Source organism: Nonomuraea diastatica, from assembly GCF_004349015.1.
GTDB lineage: Bacteria > Actinomycetota > Actinomycetes > Streptosporangiales > Streptosporangiaceae > Nonomuraea > Nonomuraea diastatica.
This window is the reverse complement of sequence record NZ_SMKP01000131.1, coordinates 1-21,258: the sequence shown is the minus strand read 5'-3', so window position 1 is coordinate 21,258 and position 21,258 is coordinate 1. Positions and strand designations below refer to the sequence as shown.

Genomic DNA, 21,258 nt, shown 5'->3' with positions numbered 1-21,258 from the left:
TGACAAACCCTATGCCGGGATGCTCGCGGGTCTTTCTGGAGGTAGGTTCGATCGAGTGAGCGCATTCAACGACATACGTGACTATGTGGCCATCCCCCGGGTTCTCTCGCTGCGGCTCTCGCCCGACGGCTCCAGGTTGATCTCCGCGGTCCAGTCCCTGAACGCCGACGGCAAGTCGTACGGCACCGCGCTCTGGGCGATCCCCGTCGACGGCGAGCCGCACCGCCTGACCCGCTCCGCGAAGGGCGAGGCCGGCGCCCTCTTCACCGACGCGGGCGACGTGCTGTTCACCTCGGCCCGCCCTGACCCCACCGTCAAGGACTCCACCGACGAGGTCGCCTCGCTGTGGCTGCTGCCCCGCGCGGGCGGCGAGGCCCGCCAGGTGGCCACCCGGCCCGGCGGCATCGGCGCGGTGCGCACGGCGGGCGACGTCGTCGTGTTCGCCGCCGACGTGCTGGACGGCGAGGAGGCCACCGAGGAGGAGCGGCGCAAGGCCCGCAAGGACGCCGGGATCAGCGCCGTCCTGTTCGAGGGCTCCCCGGTCCGCTACTGGGACCACGACCTCGGCCCCGGGCGCACGCGCCTGTTCGTGGCCCGGCTCGGCGACGACCGGCTGGAGGACGTACGCGAGCTGACCCCCGACGCGGGCGAGGCGCTGCGCGAGTGCGGCTTCGAGCTGACCCCCGACGGCGCCACCGTGATCTCCACCTGGCGCACCTACCTGCCGAAGGGCGAGTGGCGCACCGACCTCGTGGCCGTCGACGTCGCCACGGGTGAGCGGCGGGTGCTGCTCAGCGAGGACCGTCACGACTTCGCCGGCCCGCTCGCGATCTCGCCCGACGGCCGCCGGGTCGCCTGCTCCCGCGAGCGGTTCACCGGCCTGGACGTCTCGGCGCGCAGCGAGTTGTGGATCGCCGACCTCGCCACCGGGCAGGGCCGCGCGTACGCGCCCGACCTGTTCCCCGCGGCCGTCGAGTGGGCGCCCGACTCCTCGGCCGTCTATCTCGCCGCCGACCACCAGGGACGCCGGCCCGTCTTCCGCGTCCCCGTGGCCGAGCCCGGTGACGTGGTCAGGCTGACCCAGGACGACGCCTCCTACGCGGGACTCGCCGCCTCCGCCGACGGCCACGCCCTCTACGCGCTGCGCAGCGGCGTCGGCCGCGCGCCCGGCCCGGCCAGGATCGACGTGGCCACCGGCGAGATCGACGACCTGCCCTCGCCCGCACCGCGCCCCGAGGTGCCCGGCACGCTGACCGAGGTCTCCGCCACCGCCGACGACGGCACCACGATCCGCGGCTGGCTCGTGTTGCCGGCGGGCGCCTCGGCCGACGCGCCCGCGCCGTTCCTGTTGTGGATCCACGGCGGCCCGGTCTCCTCGTGGAACGACTGGCAGTGGCGCTGGCAGGCGTGGATCATGGCCGCGCACGGGTACGCCGTCCTCATGCCGGACCCGTGCCTGTCCACCGGCTACGGCCAGGAGATGATCGACCGCGGCTGGGGCAACTGGGGGCCGCGCACCCAGGCCGACCTCGACGCGATCGTCGACGTGGCCCTGGCCAGGGACGACATCGACGCCGAGCGCATCGGCGCGATGGGCGGCTCCTACGGCGGCTACATGGCCAACTGGCTGGCCGGCCACAGCGACCGCTACAAGGCCATCGTCACCCACGCCTCCCTCTGGAACCTCGACCAGTTCGCCGGCACCACCGACGCCGCCATGTACTGGCAGCGCGAGTTCGGCGAGCCCGGCTCCGAGCGTTACTCGTTGTTGTCGCCGCACAACTCACTCGACAAGATCACCACACCGCTGCTCGTCATCCACGGCGACAAGGACTACCGCGTGCCCATCGGCGAGGCCCTGCGGCTCTGGTGGGACCTGCGGCGTACCGAGGTGGACGCGAAGTTCCTGTACTTCCCCGACGAGAACCACTGGATCCTCAAGCCGGGCAACGCCGTCGCCTGGTACGAGACGGTGCTCGCCTTCCTGTCGCAGCATGTGCTCGGTCAGGAGTGGAAGCGTCCGGACTCGGTGGCCTGATGACCGACTTCCTGCGGCTGGCCGAGGACATCGCCCGCGAGGCGGGTGACATGCTCCTCGCCAAACGGCCCACCATGTCCGAGGAGGTCGAGACCAAGTCCAGCCCCACCGATGTCGTCACCATCCTGGACAAGGCCTCGGAAGAGCTCATCCGCGAGCGCGTCCTGGCCGCCAGGCCCGGTGACCGCATCCTGGGGGAGGAGGGCGGCGAGGCACCAGGGGAGTCCGACGTGCGCTGGATCGTCGACCCGATCGACGGCACCGTCAACTTCCTGTACGGGCTGCCCGACTGGGCGGTGTCGATCGCCGTCGAGGTGAACGGCCGGGTCGTGGCCGGGGTCGTCAACGCGGCGCAGCGCGGCGAGATCTACACCGCCGCGCTCGGCGAGGGCGCCTGGCTCGGCGGCGAGCGGCTGCGCTGCACCACCGGGGTGCCGCTCGCGCAGGCGCTGGTGGCGACCGGGTTCGGCTACTCGGTGAGCAGGCGCGCCGTTCAGGGCGAGGTGGTGGCCGCGGTGCTGCCGCGCGTGCGTGACATCAGGCGCGGCGGCTCGTGCGCCATCGACCTGTGCTCGCTGGCCGCCGGCCGCCTCGACGCGTACTACGAGCGCGGCATCAACCACTGGGACTTCGCCGCTGCCGGCCTGGTGGCGACGGAGTCGGGGGCCAGGCTCGGCGGGCTGCACGGGAGGCCGGTGAGCCCGGATTTCGCGCTGTGCGCCGCGCCCGGCCTGTTCGATGAGCTGCACGACCTGCTCGCGCCGCTCGACCCCGTGCGGGACGCCTGAAGGGCCCCGAGCGGGACGCCTGAAGGGCCCCGGGGCGCTCGAACGGCCACGAGCGGGGCGCGCGTGAACGGTCCGGGAACGACGAAACGGCCGGAGCGGAGGGCTCCGGCCGTTTCGATCGGGTCATCGAGGCAAGGGAATGCCATGATCGTCAGCCAGTCGGCGCAGATCCTCGATCTCGGCGGTGAGCGTGTCGGCGAGGTAGTCGTCACCGACGCTGCGGGCCTCACGGAGGCCCTTGTAAGCCTGGTCGAGGCGGTGTTCGATCGTGGTCGTGAACTCGCCCATCTCACCTACTCTCTAGGGGTTCGACTCGTGTGGGAGCGACGCACGCCCATTGCCGGTTGATGTCCGGGCGATGGGTGTCCCGCAGGCATACCCCGGGTCATCCTCCCCCGAAACATGAATTTCGCCGTGCTCTGCCTCACCCTGGCGTCACCAACCCCTTGACATGCCTTACCGTGCGCTTATCGACGCTGTGGACAGAATGTGGGACCAGAAGCGGAAAGAGGTGTGCCAGGCGTGCGGGTGCTGGTGGTTGAGGACGAGCGCGTGCTCGCCGACGCGATCGCGACAGGGCTCAGGCGCGAGGCCATGGCGGTGGACGTGGCCTATGACGGCGGGGGCGCGCTGGAGCGCACTTCCTACATCGACTACGACGTGGTCGTGCTCGACCGTGACCTGCCGGTCGTGCACGGGGACGAAGTGTGCCGGCGGCTGGTGGAGCAGCGGACCGCCTCGCGCATCCTCATGCTGACCGCGTCGGGCGACGTGGACGACAAGGTGGAGGGGCTCGGACTGGGGGCCGACGACTACCTCGCCAAACCCTTCGTGTTCGTCGAGCTGGTCGCGAGAGTGCGCGCGCTCGGCCGCCGCTCCGCGCCCGCGCTGCCGCCCGTCCTGGAGCGGGCCGGGATCCGGCTCGACCCGGGCAAGCGGCTCGTGCAGCGCGACGGCAAGGAGATCGTGCTGACCAAGAAGGAGTTCGCGGTCCTCGAAGAGCTGTTGCGCGCCGAAGGCGCCGTGGTCAGCCAGGAGGACCTGCTGGACAAGGCATGGGACGAGAACATCGACCCGTTCACCAACGTGGTCCGCGTGACCATGATGACGTTGAGAAAGAAGCTGGGCGAGCCTCAGGTGATCGAGACCGTCCCAGGGGTGGGGTACAAGTTGTGACTGAACGGCCAGAGCGGCAGGCGGGGCCGACGCATCCGATGATCAGCCCGCATTCCGCACGGAAGGCGACGCGCGTGCAGCAGGCGCCGCCGCCGAGCGTGCCGCCCGCCTGGGACGGTCCGCCGCCGCCGGCGCAGGCGCCGGTGCAGCGCACGCCGATGGAGCGGATGAAGGACCTGCACGGCAGAGTCAGCATCCGGTGGCGGCTGACGCTCACCTACGGGGCGCTCGTCTTCGCGGCCGCCGCCGTGCTGCTGTTCTCGGTCTATGTCATCGTCGGCTCGGCGATCGACTACGCGTGGCCCTCCATCGACTGGGGGCTCGACCCCGTCCAGAACGCCCGGCTCGACGCCGCGTGGCGGGAGTTCCAGCGGCAGGCGGTGCAGGAGGCCCGCGACACCCTGTTCGGCAGCGCCTTCCTCGCGCTGCTGGGCGTCGGCATCCTCGCGCTCATCATCGGCTATTTCGTCGCTGACCGGGCGTTGCGGCCGGTGGCGCAGATGACCGGCACGGCGCGCAAGCTCTCCGAGAGCACCCTGGCCCACCAGCGCATCGCCCTGGAGGGCCCCAACGACGAGCTGAAGGAGCTGGCCGACACCTTCGACGCCATGCTCACCAGGCTCAACATCGCCTTCGACACCCAGCGCAGATTCGTGGCCAACGCCTCCCACGAATTGCGCACCCCCCTCACGATCAATCGGACGGTCCTGGAGATCGCCCTGTCGGATCCCGAGGCGTCGGAGGATCTCAAAGCGCTCGGCCGTACCCTCCTCGAAGTCAACGCGCGTAACGAGAAGCTCATCGAAGGACTCCTGCTGCTCGCCAGGAGCGAGCGCGAACTCGCTGTGCGCAAACCGCTGGACGTTCAGGAAGTCGCCCAGACGGCCGTGGAACAGGTCACGCCCTTCGCCCAGGAACACGGGGCCACCGTAACGACCGAACTGGTCAGCGCGCCTACCATAGGCGACCCGGTGCTGCTGGAACGCTCCGTCAGCAACTTGCTCGAGAACGCCGTGAAGTACAACATTCCCGAGAACGGAAAAGTGTGGATCCGGACGGGAATGGCGGACGGTGCCTTGGTTGTTCAGGTGGCCAACACGGGGCAACACGTCCCGGCGTACGAGGTGAACAGCCTGTTCGAGCCGTTCAGGAGGCTCCACGCCGACCGGGTGGATTCGGCCAAGGGATCGGGTCTCGGGCTGTCCATCGTTCGTGCGGTCGTACAGGCCCACGGCGGAAATGTGACCGCCGTGCCGCGTGATGGTGGAGGGCTGGTCGTGACCATTCGGCTTCCCAGACGCTGACGCGCGCGTTGCCGCGTCGTGTTCGTGCGCGTGTTGAGGACCGGGGGGCGTCTCATTGATGCCGCACATGTGGTTGGATGTGCCGTCGAACACGGTGGTGCATGACGCCAAGGCTGTGGGTTTCGCCATATTTGGCTAACCATTGCCCTCGGCAGCAGGCCCTGACGTGTTGGGAGGTTCGTTGTCCGTTTCCTCGGGGTACCGATGGGAAATCTCTCCGGCGGAACGGGCACAAGACGGGCCTCCCGGACGTTAGAAGACGCGCGACGAGCGCGAAGTCATATAGATGAGGGGGATGGAGTAAGCACAATGGCTACCGACTACGACAGCCCGCGCAAGACAGACGACGACCTGGGGGAGGACAGCCTCCAGGAGCTCCAGGCGCGGCGCACCGACAAGTCGTCCGGCAGCATCGACATCGACGAGACCGACCTGGCCGAGTCGCTGGAGCTGCCCGGGGCCGATCTGTCGAACGAAGAGCTGTCCCTGAGGGTGATCCCCCGCCAGGCGGACGAGTTCACCTGCTCGCGCTGCTTCCTGGTGCACCACCGAAGCCAGCTGGCCTCCGAGAGGAACGGCCAGCAGGTCTGCCGGGAGTGCGCCGCCTAGTCAGAGGAGGCATCGCGTGGCCGAGACTGAGAGAGAACATGACGAGGGCAACGAGATCGCCGACCCCGATCGCGAGGTCGGCGAACTCGTAGGCAAACTCACCGGGCCGGATGAGCTCGAGCCGGCCGAGCGGCGCAGGCTGCTCGGCCGTCTAGCCCAGGCTCTGTCCGCCGGGGCGAAGCGGGCACGCGCGACCGGCGCGGGCCGTGGCCGCTGGCTGGCGGACGTCTTCCTCAACATCGCGCCTCGCATCCCGATCAGAGACCTGCACACCCTCTCCGATCACCACCACGGCCTCACCGGCGAAGAGCTCGCCGACGACCTCGTCCGCACCGCCCAGAAGGCCACGATGGCCGTCGGCGCCATCGGCGGGGCGCTCGCGGCGGCCGAGTTCGCAGCACCACCTCTCCTCCTCTCCGCCCCCGCGCAACTCGTCGCGGAGACCATCGTCGTCGCCGCCGTCGAGGTCAAGCTCCTGGCCGAGCTGCACGAGGTCTACGGCGTTCGCGTCCCGGGCACAGGAGCACAGCGCGCGGTCGCCTTCACGGCAGCCTGGGCCAAGCAGCGTGGCATCGACCCCCTCACTCCCGCCTCCGTCTCGCTCGTCCTCGGCACCGCCACGAAGACCGCCCTGCGCAACCGCCTGCTCCGTACGCTCGGTCGCCACCTGACCACGCTGGGCCCGTTCCTCACCGGAGCGGTCGCCGGCGGCGCGCTCAACCGGATGGCGACCAAGAAACTCGGCGAGGCCGTCCGCGACGACCTGCGCGTCAAGCGGCCGTTACCCGCCGGCGAGCAGCGCGAGATCGGCCACAGGAAGCACGCCGAGCTAGACCCTTAACCCGGTGAACGCCATCTTGAGCAGGGCGTCGGCCACGTCATCCGAGGAGCCCCCGCGCGACGGCTGATACCAGTCGGCGATCGAGTTGACCGTCCCGAACAACAGCCGCGTCACGAGCGCCGGATCCATGTCCGGCCTGATGCTGCCCTCCGCCGCGGCCTCCTTGACCAGGCGGCTGATGAAGGCGTCGAACTCCCGCCGCCGCTTCAGCGCCGCCTGCTCCGTCCGGCTGTTGCCGCGCACCCTCAGCAGCAGCGTCACGTAGGGCAGCCGGTCGACGAGGATGCGCACGCTCTGCCGTACGACCCACTCCAGGCGCTCTATCGCGGGGCCCGAGGCGGCCCGCTCGTCGGCGACCATCTCGGACAGCCCGTCCAGTGCCCGGTCGAGTGCCCGGCCGAGCAACTGCTCCTTGCCGGGCACGTGGTAATAGATGGCCGACTTGGTGACGCCGAGTGCTCTGGCCAGGTCCTCCATGCTCGTCCCGTCGTAGCCGCGCTCGTTGAAGACGCCTACGGCGATGGAGAGCACCGACTCGGGGTCGTGCCCCCGCCGGCGCTGACGGGTGGGGGTCGGGGTGGCCATGTCATTGATTATCGCTGGTTGTCCGCTTGTCGATGACACGTTTGAGCTTGCCGGCCGACCGCTCCAGCGTCTCCGGGCCCACCACCTCGACGTCCACGCTCACGCCCACGGTCGCCTTGACCAGGTGGCGCAGCGCCGCGCCCGCCTCCGGTCCGCCCGCGAAATCGGGGCGGGCCTCGACCCTGACCGTCATCACGTCGAGCCGCCCGGGCCGGGTCAGGTGGAGCTGGAAGTGCGGTGACAGGCCGGGGGTGCGCAGCACCAGCTCCTCGATCTGGGTGGGGAACACGTTCACGCCCCGCAGGATGATCAGGTCGTCGGTGCGTCCGGTCACCTTCTCCATCCGGCGGAAGGCAGGCCGGGCGGTGCCGGGCAGCAGCCTGCTCAGGTCGCGGGTGCGGTAGCGGATGACGGGCATGGCCTCCTTGGTGAGGCTGGTGAAGACCAGCTCGCCCGACTCGGCCTGCTCGCCGGTGAGGGGATCGACCGTCTCCGGGTAGAAGTGGTCCTCCCAGACGTGCAGGCCGTCCTTGCTCTCCACGCACTCGTTGGCCACGCCGGGCCCCATCACCTCCGACAGCCCGTAGATGTCGACGGCGTGCAGGTCGAAGCGGTCCTCGATCTCCTCGCGCATCCGTTCCGTCCACGGCTCGGCGCCGAAGATCCCGATCCGCAGGGAGGTCTCGCGCGGGTCCAGGCCCCGCGCCTCGAACTCGTCCAGCAGGGCCAGCATGTACGACGGCGTGACCATGACGATGCCGGGCCGGAAGTCGGTGATGAGCTGGACCTGCCGCGCCGTCATCCCGCCGGAGACCGGCACCACGGTGCAGCCCAGCCGCTCGGCGCCGTAGTGGGCGCCCAGACCTCCGGTGAACAGGCCGTACCCGTAGGCCACGTGCACGATGTCGCCGGGCCGCCCGCCGGAGGCGCGGATCGAACGGGCCATGACGTCGGCCCACACGTCGAGGTCGTTCCTGGTGTAGCCGACCACGGTGGGCCGGCCGGTGGTGCCGCTGGAGGCGTGGATCCTGACCACCTGCTCGCGCGGCACGGCGAACATGCCGAACGGGTAGCAGTCGCGAAGGTCCTGCTTCGTGGTGAAGGGGAACCGGGCCAGGTCGCCGAGCTCCACGCAGTCGTTCGGGTGCACGCCCGCCTCGTCGAACTTCCTCCGGTAGAGGGGGACGTTGCGGTAGGCGTGGTCGAGGGTACGCCGCAGCCGTCCGAGCTGGAGCGCCATCAGCTCGTCGCGCGAGACCCGTTCGATCGGGTCGAGCTCGTCCTGGCCGGGGGCATCTCCTCGTCTCACGTCAACTCCCGGCTCCGCCCGCGGAACTCCGCGACCACCTGACCGTTCGGCCGGCTCACGGTGATGTCGTAGATGCCGCTGCGGCCGTAGCGGGTGCGTTCGGCGGCCGCGGCCACCAGCTCGTCGCCCGCGCGGGCGGGGGAGACGAACGTGATCTCCGCGCCCGCCGCCACCGTCACCGGGCCGTGGCTGTTGCACGCGCAGGCGAACGCCGTGTCGGCGAGCAGGAACACGTATCCGCCGTGGCACAGGTCGTGCCCGTTGATCATCTGGCCGGTCACGGTCATGCGGCACACCGCGCGTCCCTCGCCCAGCTCCATCAGCTCGATGCCCAGGGCGGCGGAGGCGGTGTCGGCGTCCATCATGCGACGCGCGCTCTCCAACGCAGGTCTCCCTTGTCAACTGACCGAATGTTCGGTAAACACTTCACCGTCCGGACGATCGCTGTCAAGAGGGTGAGCATCATGTTCGAACAACACCGCGAGACCCTGGAGAAGGCTCTTTCCGCGATCGCCGGACGCGGTTACTGGAGTGCCTACCCCGAATCGCCCAGCCCGCGCGTCTACGGCGAGGGCGCGGCCGAGCGCGGCAAGGAGGCCTTCGAGTCCTACCTCGGCAAACCCTTCCCCCTCGACCAGCCCGGCACCGGGGCCTGGATCGGCGCGGAGCGCTCGCCGTACGGGATCGACCTCGGCGTCACCTACCCGGAGCCGGTCGCCGACGACCTGATCGCGGCCGCGAAGGCGGCGCTGCCCGCCTGGCGGGACGCCGGGCCCGAGGCGCGTGCGCTGGCCTGCGTCGAGATCGTCGACCGGATCAACAAGCGCGGTTTCGAGCTGGCCAACGCGGTGCAGCACACCACCGGGCAGGCGTTCGTGATGGCCTTCCAGGCGGGCGGGCCGCACGCGCAGGACCGCGCGCTGGAGGCCGTCGCGTACGCCTACGCCGCCATGACCTCCTCGGCTGCCGCCGCCCGCTGGGAGAAGCCGGCCAAGGGCGAGCCGCTGGTGATGGCGAAGCGCTTCACCGTCGTGCCCAGGGGCGTCGCGCTCGTGATCGGCTGCAACACGTTCCCGACCTGGAACGCCTACCCGGGGCTGTTCGCCTCGCTCGCCACCGGCAACCCGGTGATCGTCAAGCCGCACCCGCGTGCCGTGCTGCCACTCGCGATCACGGTCCAGATCGCCCGCGAGGTGCTGGCCGAGGCCGGGTACGACCCCGCGCTCGTCGCGCTGGCCGCCGAGGAGAGCAACGGCCTGGCCAGGACGCTGGCGACGCACCCCGACATCCGCATCGTGGACTTCACCGGGTCGACGGAGTTCGGCGACTGGCTGGAGCGCAACGCCGCGCAGGCGCTCGTGCACACCGAGAAGGCCGGGGTCAACACGGTGGTCATCGACTCCACCGATTCCTGGAAGGGCATGCTGGGCAACCTGGCGTTCTCGTTGTCGCTCTACAGCGGCCAGATGTGCACCGCGCCCCAGAACATCCTCGTCCCCGCGGGAGGCATCGAGACCGACGAGGGGCACAAGAGCTTCGACGAGGTGGCCGCCGGGCTGGCCGCCGCCGTCGGGAAGCTGCTCGGCGACGACGCCCGCGCGGTCGAGCTGACCGGTGCGCTCGTCAACCCCGGCGTGCTGGCCAGGGTGGAGGCGGCGCCGTCGCTCGGGGAGGTGGTGCTGGAGTCGCGGGCGCCAGCGCATCCGGCGTTCCCCGACGCGGTGATCAGGACGCCGGTGATCGTCCGGGTCGATCCTGACCAGCCGGACGTCTACGGGCGCGAGCACTTCGGCCCCGTCTCGTTCGTCATCCCCACGGGCTCGACGCGGGAGAGCCTCGACGTGCTGCGCCGCACGACCGAGGCCCGCGGCGCGCTCACCGCCTCCGCCTACTCCACCTCCTCCCACGTGCTCGACCAGGCCGAGCGGGCCGCCCTCGACGCCGGCGTCAACCTGTCGTGCAACCTGACCGGCGGCGTCTTCGTCAACCAGTCGGCCGCGTTCAGCGACTACCACGGCAGCGGCGCCAACCCGGCGGCCACGGCCTCGCTCACCGACCCCGGATACGTCGCGGGCCGCTTCCATGTGGTGCAATCCAGACGACCGGCATGAATCCCCGGGCGAGGAGTGACATGACTGAGGTGTACCTGGTCGGCGGCGTGCGCACTCCCATGGGAAGGTACGGCGGCGCGCTGGCAGCCATCCGCCCCGACGACCTCGCGGCCCTGGTCGTCGGCGAGGCGGTGCGCCGCAGCGGCGCCGGCCCCGAGGCGTTCGACGAGGTGATCCTGGGCGCCGCCAACCAGGCGGGCGAGGACAACAGGAACGTCGCCCGCATGGCCACCCTGCTGGCCGGGCTGCCCGCGACGACGCCCGCGTACACCGTCAACCGGCTCTGCGCCAGCGGCCTGACCGCGATCGTCTCGGCTGCGCAGGCCGTGCGCGCGGGCGAGTCGGACCTCGTGGTGGCCGGCGGCGTCGAGTCCATGACCCGGGCTCCCTGGGTGCTGGCCAAACCGGGCACTCCATGGGCCAAACCGGGCGAGGTGGCCGACACCTCGCTCGGGTGGCGCTTCACCAACCCGCGCTTCGACGCGCGCGCCACGATGTCGATGGGCGAGACCGCCGAGGAGGTGGCCGCGCTGGACGGCATCACCAGGGAGGAGTCCGACGCCTGGGCGCTGCGCAGCCACACCCGGGCCTTGGCGGCCGCCAAGGAGGGCCGCTTCGCCGCCGACCTCGTCCCGGTCGGCGAGGTCACCGCCGACGAGGGCCCGCGCCCCGACACCTCGATGGAGCGCCTGGCGAAACTCAGGACGATCTTCCGCGAGGGCGGCGTCGTCACGGCGGGCTCGTCGTCCCCGCTCTCCGACGGCGCGGCGGCCGTGGTGGTCGCGAGCGAGGAGGCCGTACGCCGGCACGGCCTGACGCCGCGTGCGAGGATCGTCGCCGGCGCGTCCGCGGGCGTGGAGCCCCACCTGATGGGCCTGGGCCCGGTGCCGTCGACGCAGAAGGCGCTGGCCCGCGCCGGCTGGGAGTCCGCCGACACGGTCGAGATCAACGAGGCGTTCGCGCCGCAGCTGCTCGCCTGCGTGCGCCGGCTCGGCCTGGATCCCGAGACGGTCAACGCCGACGGCGGCGCCATCGCGCTCGGCCATCCTCTGGGCTGCTCGGGCGCCCGCCTGGTCGTCACGCTGCTCGGCCGGATGGAGCGCGAGTCCGGCCGGCGCGGGCTGGCCAGCCTCTGCGTGGGCGTGGGCCAGGGCGTCGCGATGCTGGTGGAGGCCCCATGAGGGTGGCGGTGATCGGCGGCGGGCGGATGGGCGCGGGCATCGCGCAGGTCTTCCTGGCCGCGGGCGACCACGTCACCGTCCAGGAGCCGCAGGCCGAGGCGGCCAGGTGGCGCATCGCCGAGGGCCTGGCCATCGCCGAGTCCAAGGGCCTGGTGGGCCGGGACGAGGCGCTGACCCGCCTGGCCGTGGCCGCCGGCACGGCGGCCGGGGTGCCGGCGGACGCCGACCTGGTGATCGAGGCGGTGCCCGAGGACGCGGCGCTCAAGGTCCAGGTGCTGGCCGAGGCCGAGGCCACGGTCGGGGATGACGCCGTGCTGGCCACCAACACCAGCTCGCTGTCCATCGCCGAGCTGGGCTCCGCCCTCGACCGCCCGGAGCGCCTGATCGGCCTGCACTTCTTCAATCCGGTACCGGTCCAGCGGCTGGTCGAGATCGTCGTCACCGGGGCCACCCCGGCCGCCGTCCTCGACCGGGCGAGGGGGCACGTCGAGCGCATCGGCAAGGCCAGCGTGGTGGTCAACGACTCGCCGGGGTTCGCCACCAGCCGGCTGGGGGTGCTGCTCGGGCTGGAGGCCATCCGCATGGTGGAGGAGGGCGTCGCCTCGGCCGAGGACATCGACACGGCCATGACGCTGGGCTACGGCCATCCGATGGGGCCGCTCAAGCTGAGCGACCTGGTGGGCCTCGACGTGCGGCTGGCCATCGCCGGCTATCTGCACGCCCGGCTTGGACCCCGCTTCGAGCCGCCCGCGCTGCTGCGGGAGAAGGTGGCCGCCGGTGAGCTGGGCCGCAAGACCGGGAAGGGCTTCTACCAGTGGTGATGTGATCACGTACGTCAGGAGGGTGCGCGATGGCCAAGCCGTTCGCCTCGTCGGCGGATCTCGGTGAGAAGCGGCAGTCCCTGGAGACCCTGGCCGAGGGCGTCTACGCGCTCACGGCCGAGGGCGACCCCAACGTGGGCGCCGTCGAGGGAGAGGACTTCCTGGTCTGCTTCGAGGCCCTCGCGACGCCCGTGGCGGCCCGCGCGTGGCTGGCCAGGCTGCGCGAGCACACGGACAAGCCGATCCGCTACCTGGTGCTGTCGCACTACCACGCGGTGAGAGTGCTGGGCGCCTCCGCGTTCGGCGCCGACGTGATCGTGACGCACGAGAAGACCCGCGAGCTGATCGCCGAGCGCGGCCAGCAGGACTGGGCCAGCGAGTACGCCAGGATGCCCCGCCTGTTCAAGGAGCCCGGCTCGATCCCGGGGCTGACGTGGCCGACGGCGACGTTCAGCGACAGGTTCACCATCGACCTGGGCGGCGACCGCGGCGACCTGGTGCTCCAGTACTGCGGCCGCGGCCACACCGAGGGCGACCTGGTGGCGTGGCTGCCCCGGCAGCGCATCCTGTTCGCCGGAGACCTGGTCGAGTCGCAGGCGGCCCTCTACACCGGCGACGCCTTCCACCGCGACTGGGCGTCTTCCACCCTCGACCGGGTGGCGTCGTTCGGGGCCGGGACGCTCGTCGGCGGCAGGGGTGCGGTGGCGCGCGGCGCGCGGGAGGTCGAGGCGGCCCTCGGCCAGACGCGCGACTTCCTCGCCGTCATGCTGCGCGAGGTGAGCGCGGCGGGCACGCTGAAGGAGGCGTACGAGCGCACTCACCGGGCCCTGGAGCCCCGCTACGGCTCCTGGCCGATCTTCGAGCACTGCCTGCCGTTCAACGTCTCCAGGCTCTGGGACGAGCTGCACGGCGTCGAGCGGCCGCGCGTGTGGACCGCGGAGCGCGACCGCGAGGTCTGGGACGAGCTCCAGCCATGAACGCCGGACGGCCAGCCGGAAGGTCTCTTCCTTTGTCCGGGGTATGCGGGGTGTCCCCGCAGGTCGGGGTGTCCCCGCAGGTGATTGTCATCGGGGCGGGGCCGGTCGGGCTGAGCGCCGCGCTGCTGCTGGCCCGCTGGGGCGTCCGGGTGCTGGTGCTCGACCAGCGTGCGGAGCGGGGACGGGGCGGATCGAAGTCGATCTGCCAGCAGCGCGACGTGCTGGACATCTGGTGCGCCGCCGGCGCGTGTCAGGTTGCCGAGGAGGGCCTGGCCTGGACCACCGCCCGCACCTACTACCGCGGCCGCGAGCTGTTCTCGTGGTCGTTCGAGTGCGAGGGCCCGCTGCCGGCCTGCGTGAACATCTCCCAGACCCGCACCGAGCAGATCCTCGACGCGGCCGTGGCCGTGCAGCCGCTCATCGAGGTGCGCTGGAACCACGAGGTCACCGACATCACCCAGGACGCCCGCGGCGTCACCGTCCACTGCGGCGGCCGGCTGCTGCGCGCGCCCTACGCGGTGGCCTGCGCGGGCGCCAGGGCCCAGCGGGTACGCGAGGCGCTCGGAGTCACGTTCGACGGGGAGACGTACGACGACCAGTTCCTGATCTGCGACATCAGGGCCGACCTGCCCGGCTGGGAGAATGAGCGCCGCTTCTACTTCGACCCCGTGTGGAACCCGGGCCGGCAGGTGCTGATCCATCCGTGCCCCGGCGGGACGTACAGGATCGACTGGCAGATCGCGCCCGACTTCATCCCGACGGACGCCGACAGGGCGCGGAACATCAGGAAGGTCGTCGGGGACCGGCCGTACGAGGTGTTGTGGCACAGCACGTACCGCTTCCATTCACGGCTGGCCTCTCGCATGCGCGCGGGCCGCGTGCTGCTGGCGGGCGACTGCGCCCACCTGGTGGCCCCGTTCGGGGCGCGCGGGCTCAACTCCGGTGTTCCCGACGCCGAGAACGCGGCCTGGAAACTGGCTTTCGTGCTCAACGGCTGGGCAGGGGAGGAGCTGCTGGAGACGTACCACACCGAACGGCACGCGGCCGCGCTGGAGAACCTGGAGGTGACCGCCGCCACCATGCGCTTCATCGCGCCCAGGACCGTGGAGGAGCGCATGCGCCGGCGGGCCGCGCTGGAGGGCGGGCTGGCCGCGGAGATCGACTCGGGCCGGTTCGCCGAGCCCTACTGGTACGTGGACTCGCCGCTCACGACGCCGGAACCGGCCCGGCCGTTTTCCGGCAGGCCGCCCAAGGGCTCACGCTGCGTGCCCGCACCAGGGGTGATCCTGCCGGACGTGCCGTTGCCCGAGGGCAGGCTGCGCGAGTTCTGCCGGGACGGTTTCCTGGTCCTGTTGGGTGAAATGTGCGATTCGCGTTTGTTTGTGCAGGTCCTGGGCAAGGTCAATAAGGCACCGCTCGCCGTACGTGGGTTCGCGGAGATGGACGGGACAGGCTCGCTCGCCGGGAAGCTCGGCGCCAGGCCCGATGAGGCATGGCTCATCAGGCCCGACTCCCACATCGCCGCGATCATCCCCCATGCGGGGCCGGAGTCGGTGGCGGTCGCTCTGAGTCGCGCTCTTGGCGACTTCCCGACATTTGACCCCTAGAGGAGGACTGCGTGACTGGCCGTAGCTCGTTTCTGATCGTCGCGAACCGGTTGCCGGTGGACCGCACGATCGAGCCTGACGGAACGGCCTCGTGGCGCAGGAGTCCTGGCGGGCTCGTCACCGCGATCGCACCGGTGATGAAGCGCCGCCACGGAGCCTGGGCCGGCTGGCACGGGGCGCCCGACGAGAAGCTGGAGCCGTTCGAGCAGGACAGCATGAATCTCGTCCCGATCCCGCTGTCCGCCAGCGAAGTTGAGCTGTACTACGAGGGCTTCTCCAACGCCACCCTGTGGCCGCTGTACCACGACGTCGTGGCGCCGCCGGTCTACCACCGGGAGATGTGGGAGGCCTACCGCTCGGTCAACGAGCGGTTCGCCGCCGCTGCCGCCGACGCCGCCGAGCAGGGCGCGGTCGTGTGGGTGCAGGACTATCAGTTGCAACTGGTGCCCGCGATGCTCCGCAGATTGCGGCCCGACCTGCGGATCGGGTTCTTCCTGCACATCCCGTTCCCGCCGATGGAGCTGTTCTGGCGGCTGCCCTGGCGAAAGGAGCTGGTCGAAGGGCTGCTCGGGGCCGATCTGGTGGGCTTCCAGCTGCCCGGTGGCGCCTCCAACTTCCGCAGGTTGTGCCGGCGGCTGCTCGGGCTGCCGTACAAGGGGAACGAGATCTTCCTCGACGACCGCATCGTGACCACGCAGGCGTTCCCGATCTCCGTGGACTTCGCGCACCTCGACTCGCTCGTACGCGAGCCGCACATCGCGGCGCGCGCCAAGGAGATCAGGGTCGAGCTGGGCGACCCCGAGCACGTGCTGCTCGGCGTCGACCGCCTCGACTACACCAAGGGCATCGGCCAGCGGCTGGAAGCGTTCGGCGAGCTGCTCAAGGACGGGCGGCTGCGGCCGAACGAGGCGGTGTTCGTGCAGATCGCCACGCCGAGCAGGGAACGGGTGGAGGAGTATCGGCGCCTGCGCGACGACATCGAACTGCAGGTGGGCCGGATCAACGGCGAGCACGCGCAGCTCGGCTACCAGCCCGTGCAGTATTTCCACCAGTCGTACGACCAGGAGGAACTGGCCGCGCTCTATCTCGCCGCCGACGTCATGGTCGTCACCCCGCTGCGTGACGGGATGAACCTGGTGGCCAAGGAGTACGTCTCCTGCCACCACGACCTGAACGGCGCGCTGGTGCTCAGCGAGTTCACCGGGGCGGCGGACGAGCTGCGCCAGGCGTACCTCGTCAACCCGTACGACGTGGAGGACGTCAAGCGCCAGATGATGGCGGCGATGCGGGCCACGCCGCACGAGCTGGCCCGGCGGATGCGCACCATGCGCCGCCGCGTGGCCACCTACGACGTGGACCGCTGGGCGAACGAGTTCCTCAATGCTCTGGAGTCACCTGCTTCACAGCCTTCCACGCGTCGTAACGCTTCTTGGCGGTCCGGTTGACCACGATCTGAGCCACGGACATGCCGACGCCCATGAGGACGGCGTAACCGATGGCCTCGCCCAGGCTGACCTCGGGTGAGTCGGTGTCGACAGGAGGCTCCTTGCCCGTCGCCTTCACCCAGACGAACCCGAGGAGCTTCCTGGCCGCCCAGGCCGTCACGAGCCCCACCAAGCCGCCGATGACCCGCCAGGCCACGTCTGGCTTGTCCTCCGCCATGCCGATCTCCCTTCCCGTTGGTAACGAACACTAGTCTGTACCGCTTGCCGTGCGCCGAAGCCGTAGCATAAGGAGGCATGACTCAACAGCGACCAGGCCATGCCTCCATGCCGGAAAAGCCGACCCTCGATGGCTTGGAGCAGGTATGGGTAGCTCGCTGGGATGCTGAAGGCACCTACCGGTTCGACAGGTCCGCGCCGCGCGAGCAGGTCTACTCCATCGACACTCCGCCGCCGACCGTGTCGGGCTCGCTGCACATCGGGCACGTCTTCTCCTACACCCACGCCGACATCATGGCCCGCTACCAGCGGATGATCGGCAAGTCGGTGTTCTACCCCATCGGCTGGGACGACAACGGCCTGGCCACCGAGCGGCGGGTGCAGAACGTCTACGGCGTGCGCTGCGACCCCTCGCTGCCCTACGACCCTGACTTCGTCCCGCCGGACAAGCCGGGCAAGCGCGAGCTGCCCATCTCGCGGCGCAACTTCGTGGGGCTGTGCCACAAGCTGACCGCACTCGACGAGCAGGCGTTCGAGGAGGTGTGGCGGCGGGTCGGCCTGTCGGTCGACTGGTCGCTGCTCTACACCACGATCAGCGACGAGTCCCGGGCCGTCTCGCAGCGGGCGTTCCTGCGCAACCTGCGGCGCGGCGAGGCATACCTCGCCGAGGCGCCCACGCTGTGGGACGTCTCCTTCCGCACCGCCGTCGCCCAGGCCGAGCTGGAAGACCGCGAGTGGCCCGGCGCCTTCCACAAGATCTCGTTCTACGGCGAGCGGGGGCCGGTCTGGATCGAGACGACCAGGCCCGAGCTGATCCCGGCGTGCGTGGCGCTGGTCGCGCACCCCGACGACGAGCGTTACCAGCCGCTGTTCGGCACGTCGGTGCTGACGCCGCTGTTCGGCGTCGAGGTGCCGGTGCTGGCCCACCGCCTGGCCGAGCCCGACAAGGGCACCGGCATCGCGATGATCTGCACGTTCGGCGACATCACCGATGTCACCTGGTGGCGTGAACTGCAGTTGCCGACCCGGTCGGTCATGGGCTGGGACGGCCGGCTGCTGCCGGAGCCGCCTGAGGGCGTCGACGCCGAGCCGTACAAAGAGCTGGCGGGCAAGACCGTCCACAGCGCGCGCGAGCGCATCGTGCAGCTGCTGCGCGAGTCGGGCGACCTGGAGGGAGAGCCCCGTCCGGCGCAGCGCGCGGTGAAGTTCTACGAGCGCGGCGACAAGCCGCTGGAGATCGTCACCACCCGTCAGTGGTACATCCGCAACGGCGGTCGTGACCAGCAGCTGCGCGAGCGGCTGCTGGAGCGGGGCCGCGAGCTGGCGTGGCGTCCGGCGCACATGCGCGTGCGCTACGACAACTGGGTGCAGGGGCTCACCAGCGACTGGCTGATCTCGCGCCAGCGGTTCTTCGGCGTGCCCTTCCCGGTCTGGTATCCGGTCGACGAGGCGGGTCAGCCCGTCCACGACGCGCCGATCCTGCCGGCCGAGGACGCCCTGCCGCTCGACCCGTCCTCCGACGTGCCGCCCGGCTACACCGAGGACCAGCGCGGCGTGCCCGGCGGGTTCGTGGCCGACCCCGACGTCATGGACACCTGGGCCACCTCGTCGCTGACGCCGCAGATCGCCGGCCGCTGGGAGAGCGACGACGACCTCTTCAAGCGGGTCTTCCCGGCCGACCTGCGGCCGCAGGCGCACGAGATCATCCGCACCTGGCTGTTCTCGACCGTGGTCAGGTCGCACTACGAGTTCGGCGAGCTGCCGTGGAGCGACGTGGCGATCTCGGGGTGGATCCTCGACCCCGACCGCAAGAAGATGTCCAAGTCCAAGGGCAACGTCGTCACCCCGCTCGACCTGCTGTTGAAACACGGCTCCGACGCCGTGCGCTACTGGGCGGCCAACGGGCGCTACGGCGTCGACACCACTTTCGACGCCGGGCAGCTCAAGATCGGCCGGCGGCTGGCGATCAAGATGCTCAACGCGTCGAAGTTCGTGCTCGGGCTGGCCGGCGGCGAGGGCGACATCACGGAGCCGCTCGACCTGTCGATGCTGGCGGCCCTGTCCGACGTCGTGCGCGAAGCGGGGGAGGCGCTCGGCGCCTACGACCACACCAGGGCGCTGGAGGCCGTCGAGCGCTTCTTCTGGGCGTTCTGCGACGACTACCTGGAGCTCGTCAAGGCCCGCGCCTACGAGTCTGGGCCGGCCGCGGCCTCCGCCCACGCGGCGCTGCGGCAGGCCCTCGACGTGCTGCTGCGGCTGTTCGCGCCGTTCCTGCCCTTCGTGACAGAAGAGGTGTGGTCGTGGTGGCGCGAGGGCTCGGTGCATCGCGCGCCGTGGCCCGAAGAGCCCAGGGTCGAGCGCTACGGCGGTGACCCGGCGGTGCTGGCCGTGGCCTCAGAGGTGCTCGGGCGGGTGCGCAAGGCCAAGTCGGAGGCCAAGGTGTCGATGCGGGCCGAGGTCAGCAGGCTGACCGTCACGGGGCCTGAGATCGCGCTCGTGCGGCAGGCCCAGGACGACCTGTGCGCGGCGGGCAACGTCGAGGAGTTCGTCCTGGAGCAGGGTGACGCGCTCCACGTCGAGGTCCATCTGGGCTGACGTCCCGGCACCGGGCGGCCGCGGCGGAGTGGCGTCCGCGCGGACCGACCCGGCTGACCGGCCGGGCGTCCTTCGCGGGCGCCCGGTGGCCGGCCGGCGTCAGGTGTCCCTGCTGACGTCCTTGTACAGGGCGAAGAAGAGGGAGTACGCCTGCCCGCCGGGCAGCGGCGTGCGCCCGGCGAAGTCCTCGAACACCTCCGCCACCCGCCGCAGCAGCTCGGCGTGCCCTTCAGCGGTGAGCCTGAGGCCCAGCCTGGTGAGGTCGAGCTCCTCGATGCCGGCGAGCCGGGCCTCCTCCAGGAAGGCGTCGAGCATGGCCGCCTTGGCGCCGGCCATCCCGCTCTCCTTGACGTCCATCTCCCACGACTTGCCGGTGGCTCGGTGGCGGATCTCCGTGGAGCCGCGCGGGCCGGGCCGGTGCGCCTCGGCGGCATGCGCGAGCTGCCCGTGGCCGGTGACCGCCGGTAGCCGCGCACGCCGGGCACGACGGTGTCAGGGCAGCTCGCGGGCGATCACGCCAAGGGCGATAACCGCGCGCATCCGCCGCCAGGACATGCCAGTCTTGAACCGTGCTTCCCGACCGCCCAACCAATCTCGTACCGCCCGTCCTGGCCAAGATGGCCGCATGGTGCGGGTGCCTGATCCTCGTCGGCGTGGTCGTCTACTACTTCGTCCAGGTCATCGCCGGGCTCACGTTCGTGGCGCTGCCCGTGGCGATCGCGCTGCTGCTGACCGCGCTGCTGTTCCCGCTGACCAACGCCCTGCGCAACGCCGGCATGCGGCCCATCTACGCCACCTGGATCACCATGCTGGTGGCGCTGGCCGTGCTGGCCGGCACCGGCTGGCTCGTCGGGGCGCGGGCCAGCGAGGAGTTCCCCAACCTCGTCCGGCAGGTCCAGGAGACCGCCAGATCCGTTCAGGAATGGCTGATCAGCGGCCCGCTGCAGCTGGAAGAGGCGCAGATCATCGGCTATGTCGACGAGATCGTCGACATGGTCAACGCGCAGCGCACGGCCATCACCGGCACCGTCCTGTCTGCCGGCGCGGTGGCTTTCGAGGTGCTCGCGTCCATCGTGCTGCTGCTCTTCGTGACGTTCTTCCTGCTCAAAGACGGCGACCGCATCTGGGCGTGGTTCCTCAGGGCGTTCGGCGGCGTGGCTCCGCGCGTCGACCGTGCGGGGCGGGCCGCGTGGACCACGCTCTCCCACTACGTCCAGGGCACCGTCGCCGTGGCCGCCGTGCACGGTCTGATCATGGGGTTCGTGCTGGCCGGCATGGGGGTGCCGCTGTGGGCGCCGCTGGCTGTGCTGATCTTCTTCGCCAGCTTCATCCCGATCGTCGGCATCTTTTTCGCGGGCACCGTCGCCACCCTCGTCACGCTGGGTGCCAAGGGCCTCATCTTCGCGCTGATCTTCCTGGGCATCCTCATCGTCGAGCAGCAGCTGGAAAACCATGTGCTCCAGCCGCTGATCGTGGGGCGGGCGCTCAACTTCCACCCGCTGGCGATCATCCTGGTGCTGGCCGTCGGGGGCATCCTCGCCGGCATCGCGGGGGCCGCCGTGGCGGTGCCGGTGGCGGCGGTGATCTACCGGGCGCTCCCGGAGCTGCGGTCGCGCCCGCCCGCCCTGCCACCACCTGACGACATGTCCCCGGTC

The 21,258-nt window shown here is 70.7% G+C and carries 20 protein-coding genes; 14 read left to right on the top strand and 6 right to left on the bottom strand.

What is annotated here, in order from left to right; genetic code table 11:
• The first annotated feature begins 19 nt into the window (after nucleotides 1–19).
• The gene (locus E1294_RS35370; RefSeq protein ID WP_132515325.1) at nucleotides 20–2,038 is read left to right on the top strand and encodes a S9 family peptidase; all 2,019 of its coding nucleotides are present in this window, start codon (nucleotides 20–22) and stop codon (nucleotides 2,036–2,038) included.
• Entirely contained in the window at nucleotides 2,038–2,826 is a 789-nt protein-coding gene (locus E1294_RS35365; protein ID WP_132515324.1) for an inositol monophosphatase family protein, read from the top strand. Before E1294_RS35370 ends, E1294_RS35365 begins: the two co-directional genes overlap by 1 nt.
• Nucleotides 2,827–2,949: 123 nt before the next feature.
• Here E1294_RS35365 and E1294_RS53220 read toward each other — a convergent pair whose 3' ends face one another.
• A complete protein-coding gene (locus E1294_RS53220; RefSeq protein ID WP_165974805.1) occupies nucleotides 2,950–3,114 on the bottom strand; it encodes a hypothetical protein in 165 nt (54 codons plus the stop codon).
• 234 nt (nucleotides 3,115–3,348) lie between these two features.
• Between E1294_RS53220 and E1294_RS35360 the strand changes: the two genes are divergently transcribed.
• From E1294_RS35360 to E1294_RS35345, 4 genes are all read left to right on the top strand, one after another.
• Nucleotides 3,349–4,002: a response regulator transcription factor gene (locus E1294_RS35360; protein WP_132515323.1), complete on the top strand. Its 654-nt coding sequence runs from the start codon at nucleotides 3,349–3,351 to the stop codon at nucleotides 4,000–4,002.
• Nucleotides 4,003–4,040: 38 nt separating this feature from the next.
• Complete coding sequence (locus tag E1294_RS35355; RefSeq protein WP_132515337.1) at nucleotides 4,041–5,306, top strand: sensor histidine kinase; 1,266 nt, start codon at nucleotides 4,041–4,043, stop codon at nucleotides 5,304–5,306.
• Nucleotides 5,307–5,615: 309 nt separating this feature from the next.
• On the top strand, nucleotides 5,616–5,915 hold the full coding sequence (locus E1294_RS35350; protein ID WP_090929286.1) for a DUF4193 domain-containing protein: 300 nt from the start codon (nucleotides 5,616–5,618) through the stop codon (nucleotides 5,913–5,915).
• 16 nt (nucleotides 5,916–5,931) lie between these two features.
• Nucleotides 5,932–6,756 carry a hypothetical protein gene (locus tag E1294_RS35345; protein WP_246083521.1) on the top strand — a complete coding sequence of 275 codons (825 nt, stop codon included), beginning with the start codon at nucleotides 5,932–5,934 and terminating at the stop codon, nucleotides 6,754–6,756.
• On the opposite strand, the gene E1294_RS35340 is transcribed toward E1294_RS35345, so the two are convergent.
• From E1294_RS35340 to paaI, 3 genes are read right to left on the bottom strand one after another with little or no spacing between them, the layout of a single operon-like run.
• Nucleotides 6,745–7,341: a TetR/AcrR family transcriptional regulator gene (locus E1294_RS35340; RefSeq protein WP_132515322.1), complete on the bottom strand. Its 597-nt coding sequence runs from the start codon at nucleotides 7,339–7,341 to the stop codon at nucleotides 6,745–6,747. The two genes, E1294_RS35345 and E1294_RS35340, sit on opposite strands and share 12 nt — an antisense overlap.
• Before the next feature lies 1 nt (nucleotide 7,342).
• Entirely contained in the window at nucleotides 7,343–8,650 is a 1,308-nt protein-coding gene (gene paaK / locus E1294_RS35335) for a phenylacetate--CoA ligase PaaK (RefSeq protein ID WP_246083520.1), read from the bottom strand.
• On the bottom strand, nucleotides 8,647–9,015 hold the full coding sequence (paaI, locus tag E1294_RS35330) for a hydroxyphenylacetyl-CoA thioesterase PaaI (protein ID WP_132515334.1): 369 nt from the start codon (nucleotides 9,013–9,015) through the stop codon (nucleotides 8,647–8,649). Before paaI ends, paaK begins: the two co-directional genes overlap by 4 nt.
• 99 nt (nucleotides 9,016–9,114) lie before the next feature.
• Between paaI and paaN the strand changes: the two genes are divergently transcribed.
• From paaN to E1294_RS35300, 6 genes are all read left to right on the top strand, one after another.
• Nucleotides 9,115–10,761: a phenylacetic acid degradation protein PaaN gene (gene paaN / locus E1294_RS35325; RefSeq protein WP_132515321.1), complete on the top strand. Its 1,647-nt coding sequence runs from the start codon at nucleotides 9,115–9,117 to the stop codon at nucleotides 10,759–10,761.
• Between the two features lie 20 nt (nucleotides 10,762–10,781).
• On the top strand, nucleotides 10,782–11,942 hold the full coding sequence (locus E1294_RS35320) for a thiolase family protein (RefSeq protein ID WP_132515320.1): 1,161 nt from the start codon (nucleotides 10,782–10,784) through the stop codon (nucleotides 11,940–11,942).
• On the top strand, nucleotides 11,939–12,763 hold the full coding sequence (locus tag E1294_RS35315; RefSeq protein ID WP_132515319.1) for a 3-hydroxyacyl-CoA dehydrogenase family protein: 825 nt from the start codon (nucleotides 11,939–11,941) through the stop codon (nucleotides 12,761–12,763). Before E1294_RS35320 ends, E1294_RS35315 begins: the two co-directional genes overlap by 4 nt.
• Before the next feature lie 29 nt (nucleotides 12,764–12,792).
• Nucleotides 12,793–13,740, top strand: coding sequence for an MBL fold metallo-hydrolase (locus E1294_RS35310; RefSeq protein WP_132515318.1), 948 nt, complete (start codon nucleotides 12,793–12,795; stop codon nucleotides 13,738–13,740).
• A gap of 80 nt (nucleotides 13,741–13,820) precedes the next feature.
• Nucleotides 13,821–15,347: an FAD-dependent monooxygenase gene (locus tag E1294_RS35305; RefSeq protein WP_246083519.1), complete on the top strand. Its 1,527-nt coding sequence runs from the start codon at nucleotides 13,821–13,823 to the stop codon at nucleotides 15,345–15,347.
• An 11-nt stretch (nucleotides 15,348–15,358) separates the two neighbouring features.
• Nucleotides 15,359–16,792, top strand: coding sequence for an alpha,alpha-trehalose-phosphate synthase (UDP-forming) (locus E1294_RS35300; RefSeq protein WP_132515316.1), 1,434 nt, complete (start codon nucleotides 15,359–15,361; stop codon nucleotides 16,790–16,792).
• On the opposite strand, the gene E1294_RS35295 is transcribed toward E1294_RS35300, so the two are convergent.
• Nucleotides 16,725–17,009 (bottom strand): DUF4235 domain-containing protein, encoded by a 285-nt coding sequence (locus E1294_RS35295; RefSeq protein ID WP_132515315.1) that lies wholly within the window; start codon nucleotides 17,007–17,009, stop codon nucleotides 16,725–16,727. The two genes, E1294_RS35300 and E1294_RS35295, sit on opposite strands and share 68 nt — an antisense overlap.
• Nucleotides 17,010–17,086: 77 nt before the next feature.
• On the opposite strand from E1294_RS35295, the gene valS reads away from it, so the two are divergent.
• Nucleotides 17,087–19,603, top strand: coding sequence for a valine--tRNA ligase (gene valS, locus E1294_RS35290; RefSeq protein WP_425465244.1), 2,517 nt, complete (start codon nucleotides 17,087–17,089; stop codon nucleotides 19,601–19,603).
• 99 nt (nucleotides 19,604–19,702) lie between these two features.
• Here valS and E1294_RS35285 read toward each other — a convergent pair whose 3' ends face one another.
• Complete coding sequence (locus E1294_RS35285; protein ID WP_132515314.1) at nucleotides 19,703–19,939, bottom strand: hypothetical protein; 237 nt, start codon at nucleotides 19,937–19,939, stop codon at nucleotides 19,703–19,705.
• A gap of 233 nt (nucleotides 19,940–20,172) precedes the next feature.
• Between E1294_RS35285 and E1294_RS35280 the strand changes: the two genes are divergently transcribed.
• Nucleotides 20,173–21,258: AI-2E family transporter (locus E1294_RS35280; RefSeq protein ID WP_132515313.1), on the top strand; the 1,086-nt coding region annotated here is incomplete at its 3' end.

Excerpts from the sequence above, each read along its gene's own strand:
- E1294_RS35285 (WP_132515314.1), bottom strand. The coding sequence starts at position 19,939 with ATGGCCGGCGCCAAGGCGGCCATGCTCGACGCCTTCCTGGAGGAGGCC.
- E1294_RS53220 (WP_165974805.1), bottom strand. The coding sequence starts at position 3,114 with ATGGGCGAGTTCACGACCACGATCGAACACCGCCTCGACCAGGCTTAC.
- E1294_RS35320 (WP_132515320.1), top strand. The coding sequence starts at position 10,782 with ATGACTGAGGTGTACCTGGTCGGCGGCGTGCGCACTCCCATGGGAAGG.
- paaI (WP_132515334.1), bottom strand. The coding sequence starts at position 9,015 with ATGATGGACGCCGACACCGCCTCCGCCGCCCTGGGCATCGAGCTGATG.
- E1294_RS35295 (WP_132515315.1), bottom strand. The coding sequence starts at position 17,009 with ATGGCGGAGGACAAGCCAGACGTGGCCTGGCGGGTCATCGGCGGCTTG.
- paaN (WP_132515321.1), top strand. The coding sequence starts at position 9,115 with ATGTTCGAACAACACCGCGAGACCCTGGAGAAGGCTCTTTCCGCGATC.
- valS (WP_425465244.1), top strand. The coding sequence starts at position 17,087 with ATGACTCAACAGCGACCAGGCCATGCCTCCATGCCGGAAAAGCCGACC.
- E1294_RS35350 (WP_090929286.1), top strand. The coding sequence starts at position 5,616 with ATGGCTACCGACTACGACAGCCCGCGCAAGACAGACGACGACCTGGGG.
- E1294_RS35315 (WP_132515319.1), top strand. The coding sequence starts at position 11,939 with ATGAGGGTGGCGGTGATCGGCGGCGGGCGGATGGGCGCGGGCATCGCG.
- E1294_RS35365 (WP_132515324.1), top strand. The coding sequence starts at position 2,038 with ATGACCGACTTCCTGCGGCTGGCCGAGGACATCGCCCGCGAGGCGGGT.
- E1294_RS35370 (WP_132515325.1), top strand. The coding sequence starts at position 20 with ATGCTCGCGGGTCTTTCTGGAGGTAGGTTCGATCGAGTGAGCGCATTC.
- E1294_RS35355 (WP_132515337.1), top strand. The coding sequence starts at position 4,041 with ATGATCAGCCCGCATTCCGCACGGAAGGCGACGCGCGTGCAGCAGGCG.
- E1294_RS35340 (WP_132515322.1), bottom strand. The coding sequence starts at position 7,341 with ATGGCCACCCCGACCCCCACCCGTCAGCGCCGGCGGGGGCACGACCCC.
- E1294_RS35310 (WP_132515318.1), top strand. The coding sequence starts at position 12,793 with ATGGCCAAGCCGTTCGCCTCGTCGGCGGATCTCGGTGAGAAGCGGCAG.